The sequence below is a fragment of the Methylobacterium sp. WL116 genome (assembly GCF_008039455.1).
Taxonomy (GTDB): Bacteria; Pseudomonadota; Alphaproteobacteria; order Rhizobiales; family Beijerinckiaceae; genus Methylobacterium.
The window spans coordinates 1-6100 of record NZ_VRUV01000278.1 but is presented as its reverse complement, the minus strand read 5'-3'; the positions used below and the strand labels follow the sequence as shown (position 1 = coordinate 6100).

The 6100-nt window shown below is 71.0% G+C and carries 8 protein-coding genes and 1 pseudogene; 2 read left to right on the top strand and 7 right to left on the bottom strand.

The window, feature by feature from the left end; genetic code table 11:
* The 4 genes from FV223_RS17975 to FV223_RS17960 all read right to left on the bottom strand — a co-directional run.
* The coding region (locus FV223_RS17975) for a four-carbon acid sugar kinase family protein (RefSeq protein WP_147728305.1) at window positions 1-216 on the bottom strand (216 nt) is incomplete at its 3' end.
* Window positions 217-218: 2 nt separating this feature from the next.
* A complete protein-coding gene (gene otnI / locus FV223_RS17970; protein WP_147728304.1) occupies window positions 219-1013 on the bottom strand; it encodes a 2-oxo-tetronate isomerase in 795 nt (264 codons plus the stop codon).
* Between the two features lie 12 nt (window positions 1014-1025).
* The gene (gene ltnD, locus FV223_RS17965) at window positions 1026-1943 is read right to left on the bottom strand and encodes an L-threonate dehydrogenase (RefSeq protein ID WP_147728303.1); all 918 of its coding nucleotides are present in this window, start codon (window positions 1941-1943) and stop codon (window positions 1026-1028) included.
* Between the two features lie 41 nt (window positions 1944-1984).
* Window positions 1985-3301, bottom strand: a complete 1317-nt coding sequence (locus tag FV223_RS17960) for an MFS transporter (protein WP_147728302.1) — start codon at window positions 3299-3301, stop codon at window positions 1985-1987.
* A gap of 168 nt (window positions 3302-3469) precedes the next feature.
* Here FV223_RS17960 and FV223_RS17955 point away from each other — a divergent pair, with 168 nt between their 5' ends.
* Together FV223_RS17955 and FV223_RS17950 are read left to right on the top strand one after the other, a co-directional pair.
* Complete coding sequence (locus FV223_RS17955) at window positions 3470-4477, top strand: LacI family DNA-binding transcriptional regulator (RefSeq protein ID WP_147728301.1); 1008 nt, start codon at window positions 3470-3472, stop codon at window positions 4475-4477.
* A gap of 10 nt (window positions 4478-4487) precedes the next feature.
* Complete coding sequence (locus FV223_RS17950; RefSeq protein WP_147728300.1) at window positions 4488-5162, top strand: aldolase; 675 nt, start codon at window positions 4488-4490, stop codon at window positions 5160-5162.
* Between the two features lie 35 nt (window positions 5163-5197).
* Here the strand turns inward: FV223_RS17950 and FV223_RS17945 are convergent, their stop codons facing one another.
* The 3 genes and pseudogenes from FV223_RS17945 to FV223_RS17935 all read right to left on the bottom strand — a co-directional run.
* Complete coding sequence (locus FV223_RS17945) at window positions 5198-5548, bottom strand: DUF6883 domain-containing protein (protein ID WP_147728299.1); 351 nt, start codon at window positions 5546-5548, stop codon at window positions 5198-5200.
* Window positions 5545-5793 carry a DUF4926 domain-containing protein gene (locus FV223_RS17940; protein ID WP_147728298.1) on the bottom strand — a complete coding sequence of 83 codons (249 nt, stop codon included), beginning with the start codon at window positions 5791-5793 and terminating at the stop codon, window positions 5545-5547. The genes FV223_RS17945 and FV223_RS17940 overlap by 4 nt, the downstream gene beginning before the upstream one ends.
* A gap of 74 nt (window positions 5794-5867) precedes the next feature.
* Window positions 5868-6100: pseudogene (locus tag FV223_RS17935) on the bottom strand (phosphoesterase); the annotation flags it as partial.

Below are 6100 nucleotides of genomic sequence, written 5' to 3'. Positions count from 1 at the left end.
CCAGGCGTCGGCCTCGCGGGAGCGCGCCACCGCCTCGCGCGGGTCGATCGACCGGCTCTTCAGCGCCACCACCACCGCGTCGACCTCCGGCAGGGCGAGGTCGTCGGCCGGCACGCCGATGGTCTGCACCGTGCGCAGGCCGGCCCTGGTCAGGGTGTTGGCGAGGTCCGAGGCGCCGGTATAGTCGTCGGCGACGCAGCCGAGGGCGAGCGGCAGGCTCATCGTGCATCCCCCCGCCGGCCTTCGCGATAGGGCGAGAACCAGCCGAGGCCCGCGACGGTGCCGGCGGCCGGGTTGTACTCGCAGCCGACGAACCCGTCGTAGCCGAGCCAGTCGAGCTCCGCGAAGAGGAAGGCGTCGTCGATCTCGCCGGTGCCGGGCTCGTGTCGCCCCGGCACCGAGGCGGTCTGCACGTGGCCGACGATCGGCATCAGCGCGCGCAGCCGCATCGTCACGTCGCCGTGCAGGATCTGGCAGTGGTAGAGGTCGAACTGCAGCTTCAGGTTCGGCCGCGCGAGGTCGCGGATCAGCGCCGCCGCCGCCCCGAAATCGTTCAGGAAGTAGCCCGGCATGTTGCGGCCGTTGATCGGCTCCAGCACGAGGTCGAGCCCCGCCGCGCCGAGAGCGTCGGCGGTCCAGGCGACGGCGCGGCGGTAGGCGTCGCGCGCGGCCGGATCGTTCGGGTCGGCCAGCCCCGCCATCAGGTGGAGGCGCCCGACGCCGGTGGCCTCGGCGTAGCGCAGAGCGGTCGCGACGCCCTGCTTCAGCTCGTCGAAGCGCTCGGGCAGGGCCGCGAGCCCGCGCTCGCCGGCCTCGAAGTCGCCCGGCGGCAGGTTGAACAGCGCCTGGGTCAGGCCGTGGCGCGCCAGGCGGTCGGCGATGGCGTCGGCCGGATGCGCGTAGGGGAACAGGAACTCGACGGCGCCGAAGCCCTGGTCCGCGGCTGCTGCGAAGCGGTCGAGGAAGGGGAGCTCGGTGAACATCAGGGTGAGGTTGGCGGCAAAGCGCGGCATGGATGGACCTCCTCAGCGCTTCGCGGCCGGCAGGGTCGCGCCCGAGACCTGGGCGTAGAGCCGCGCGACGGAGGCATCGTCGTCGCGGCCCATCCCCGAGCCCGACGCCATCAGGAACATCTGCAGGGCGGCGGCCGCCACCGGCACCGGGTACTTCTCGGCGCGCGCCATGTCCTGCACGATGCCGAGGTCCTTGACGAAGATGTCGACCGCGCTTCTGGGGCTGTAATCGCCGTCGAGGACGTGCGGCATCCGGTTCTCGAACATCCAGGAATTGCCGGCCGACTTCGTGATCACCTCGTAGACGCGGGCGAGGTCGAGGCCCTGCTTGGCGGCGAAGCTCATGGCTTCCGACGCGGCAGCGATGTGCACGCCCGCGAGCAGCTGGTTGATCATCTTGAAGGCCGCGCCCTGGCCGGCTTCGTCGCCGAGCTCGTAGAGCGTGCCGGCCATCGCACCGAGCGCCGGGCGCGCCGCGTCGAAGGCGGCGGCCGAGCCGGAGGCCAGGAAGGTCAGAGCCCCGTCGGCGGCGCGCGCCGCGCCCCCGCTCATCGGCGCGTCAAGGTAGTGCCGGCCGGTGGCCTCGAGCCGCGCCGCCAGCCGCCGGGCGACGGCCGGGTCCATGGTCGCCGAGGAGACGAACACCGCGCCCTCCGGCATCGCCGCCGCGGCGCCGGCCTCGCCGAACAGCACGGCCTCGGTCTGGGCGGCGTTGACGACGACGCAGATCACGACGCTCGCGCCCTCCGCCGCTTCGGCCGGGCTCGCCGTGCCGCGCCCGCCGGCCGCCGAGAAGCGGGCGACCGCCTCGGGGTTCACGTCGCAGGCCGCGACCGTGAAGCCGGCCCGCAGCAGCGAGGCCGCCATGCCGAAGCCCATCGAGCCGAGGCCGATCACCGCGGCGTGCCGGGCGGAGGAGGGTGCTGTCATCGGGGATGTCCGGTCGGGGATCTGCGGAAGGTGCGCCGGTTTCAGCGGTTCACGAGGCGCTTGGGCGTCACGAAGGTCGCGACCGAGCCGAGCACCAGCATGGCGGCGAGCGCGTACATGCCGGTGGCGGTGTTGCCGCTGTAGTCCTTCAGGGCGCCGATCACGTAGGGGCTGGCGAAGCCCGCGAGGTTGCCCACCGAGTTAATCAGCGCGACGCCGGCGGCGGCGCCCGCCCCCGACAGGAACGCGGTCGGCATCGACCAGAACAGCGGCGCGCAGGTGAGCACCCCGCCCGCGGCGATCGAGAGCGCCATGATCGCGATCACCGTGCTGCCGGCGGTGGCGGCGACGACGAAGCCGACCGCGCCGCAGAGCGCGGGCACGATCAGGTGCCAGCGGCGCTCGCGCATCCGGTCGGCGCTGCGCCCGAGCAGGATCATCACGAACACCGCGAACAGGAACGGGATCGCGCTGATCAGGCCGATGTTGAGGTTGCCCTGCACGCCGGTGGCTTTCACCAGCGTCGGCATCCAGAAGGTCAGGCCGTACTGGCCCGTGACGAAGCAGAAGTAGATGAAGCTCATGAACCAGACGCGGCCGTTGCGGAACACGGTCGCGATCGAGTGCGGGCTCGTCTCCTTGCCGACGTTGTCGGCGGCGATGTCGCGCTCGATCACCGCTTTCTCGGGGTCGGTCAGCCACTTGGCCTCCGAGGCCCGGTTGTCGAGGTAGAAGAACACCGCGATGCCGACCAGCACCGCCGGCACCGCCTCGATCACGAACATCCACTGCCAGCCGGCGAGCCCGTGGGCGCCGTTGAAGGCATCCATGATCCAGCCCGAGAGCGGGTTGCCGAAGATGCCCGAGACGGGGATCGCGGCCATGAACACGGCGATGACCTTGGCCCGGCGATGCGCCGGGAACCAGGCCGTCGTGTAGAGGATCACGCCCGGGTAGAAGCCCGCCTCGGCCAGCCCGAGCAGGAAGCGCATGACGTAGAAGGTCGTGGCGGAGTTCACGAACAGGAACGCACCCGAGATGATCCCCCAGGTGACCATGATCCGGGCGATCCAGATCCGCGCGCCGACCCGGTGGAGGATCACGTTCGAGGGCACCTCGAACAGGAAGTAGCCGACGAAGAACACGCCCGCGCCGAAGCCGTAGACCGTCTCGCTGAAGCCGAGGTCCTGGGACATCTGCAGCTTGGCGAAGCCGACGTTGACCCGGTCGAGGTAGGCGACGACGTAGCAGAGCATCAGGAACGGCACGAGGCGCCAGAACACCTTGGTATAGGTCTGCTCGACGAAGTCCTTCGACGGCACGGCGCTGCCCGGCAGCACGGCGGCTGGTGAACTCATGGCGTCCTCCGTCGCCGACGTCTTGGCGTGCCGGCGTTCTGCTTGGTTCCGCACCGTTTCCCGGCGCTTGAAACCTGCCTATCTCAGTTTGGCAGCGCTGCCAATCAGCTTGCGGGTGACAGCGATGCTCGATATGTCGCTGAGCGCATCGCCACGCGAAGGGTCTCCATGAACCTGCATCGGCGCCTCGTGACGCTGGCGGACGTCGCCCGGGAATCGGGATTCGGCGAGAGCACGGTCTCGCGGGTGCTGCGCAACCAGGGCTCGTTCTCGAAGCGCACCGCAGACCGGGTGGCCGCGGCCGTGGTCGAGCTCGGCTACGTGCCGAACCGGCTGGCCGGGTCGCTCGCGGGCAACGCGACGTCGGCCGGCTCGCAGCTCGTCGGCATCGTGATCCCGTCGCTCGCCAACATCGTCTTCCCCGACCTGCTGCGCGGGCTGACGGGGGCGCTCGACCGCACCGGCTTCCAGAGCGTGATCGGCGTCTCCGACTACGATCCCGACCGCGAGGAGGCGCTGGTCGGCGCGCTGCTGTCGTGGCGCCCGGCCGGCCTCGTCGTCACCGGGGTGGAGCACAATCCCGGCACCGTCGCGCTCCTGCGCGCCGCCGGGATCCGCGTGGTCGAGATGATCGACACCGACGGGCCGGGCCTCGACCTCGTCGTCGGCTTCTCCAACCGGGCGGTCGGCGAGGCGAGCGCCGCGCACCTGCTCGGGCGGGGCTACCGCCGCATCGGCTATGTCGGCCACGACATTCTGCGCGACCTCCGGGCGGGCAAGCGGCTCGCCGGCTTCGAGGCGGCCCTGAACGGCGCCGGGCACGGGCTGATCGACCGCGAGATCGTCGCCGAGCCGTCCTCCGCGGCGGCCGGGCGGGCGGCGCTGGACCGGCTGCTCGACCGCACGCCGGACCTCGACGCCGTCTACTTCTCCAACGACGACATGGCGCTCGGCGGCTACTTCTGCTGCCTGGCGCGCGGCTGGTCGATCCCGCACCGCCTCGCTTTGTTCGGCTACAACGGCCTCGACATCACCGCGGCGATGCCGCAGCCGCTCTCGACCATCCGCACGCCGCGACTGCGGATCGGCGCGGTCGCCGCCGAGCGCCTGGCGGCCGGCGGCCCGGCCGAGACGATCGACCTCGGCTTCGAACTGATGGAAGGCGCGACCGCATGAGTCAGGCCCAATGAGCGAATCCACCCTGCGCGAAAGCATCTGCCGCTACGGGCGCTCGCTATTCGAGCGCGGGCTGACGCCGGGCTCCTCGGGCAACATCTCCCTTCGGCTCGATGACGGGGGCTGGCTGGTGACCCCGACCAACGCCTCGCTCGGCTTCCTCGACCCGGCCCGGATCTCGCGTCTAGACGCGACGGGACGGGTGGTCTCCGGCGACACGCCGACGAAGGAGATCCCGCTCCACACCGCGCTCTACGAGAGCCGCGCCGAGGCGCGCGCCATCGTCCACCTGCACTCGACGCACGCGGTCGCGGTGTCGATGCTGCCCGAGATCGACCCGAAGGCGGTGCTGCCGCCGCTGACGCCGTACTACCTGATGCGCACCGGCGGCACGGCGCTGGTCCCGTACTACCGCCCCGGCGACCCGGGCGTCGCCGACGCGATCCGGGGCCTGGCGGGGAAGTACAGTTCGGTGCTGCTCGCCAACCACGGCCCGGTCGTCGCCGGCGCGAGCCTGGAGGCCGCGGTCTTTGCCACCGAGGAGCTCGAGGAGACGGCCAAGCTCTACCTGCTCCTGCGCAACCTCAACCCGCGCCATCTCAGCCCCGCCCAGGTCGCCGACCTCGTCCAGCATTTCGGGCTGACGTTGCCGGAGCACGAGGGGGAGGGACACGGATGCTCCTGACGCGGCGCGGCGCCGGTCCTGACGCGACCATACCTTCAGGCGCTGCGAGCCCGATCGGGATGGGCCGTGACGAGGCGTCCGACCTCGTCGCGCTCGACCAGCCACACGGTGCGGATCCAGGGTTCGCGTCCCGACGGCGTCGCGATCGGACCGATGCAGGCGATCACCCGCCGATCCGGCGATGTCGGCGTGACCATGCGAACGGATGCGCGCAGGGCCTGCAGAAACAGCGCATCCGCGAATTCGGTCGTCCGCTCGCGGCTGAATCCGAAGCCGAGGAAGAAGCGGGCCTTCGATCCGCCTTGCGGATGATCGGGATTGAGAAGGTATCTGGCGATCTTGTCGCCCGGAATGGCAAGGTTCTGCGGGAGCGACGATCCGCTCATCGAAGAGCGGTCGGCGTCGCATGCGTCAGGATCGTTGCCGGCACGGTGGCCAGCGCGCCGTCCGGCTCCGAGAACTCGACGATGCAATCCGGGCTGTCGGTCCAGACGCCGACGACGGTTCCTGCACGCCCCGCCGGGATCGTCTCGCCGTCATGCGAGCGGGCCGGCTCGAGCAGCACCACGGTATCGAGGTCCCGGAAGCCGGGCTCGTCCTTGCGCAGCAGATAAACGACCTCGACGGACATGACGGAAGCATATGGTGGGGCGCACCGTTCGTCCACGCCCGACGGTGCTGCCCGCTGGCACGCGGGCGAAAACCTCAATCCTTCGCCAGCATCGACCGCCCGATCGAGAACACCCGGCCGTCGCCGAGGAGATGCGCCGTGAACCCCGCCGAGAACAGCGGCTCGAACGCCGCGTCGCGGACGTTGAGGCCACCGGCATAGGCGCCGAAGGCCGGCATCACCAGGCGGGTGCCGTCGGTGACGAAGCAGCGGCGGCGCACCGCGCGTCCGCGCATCGCGACCTTGCCGCACGGGTGGAGGTGGCCGG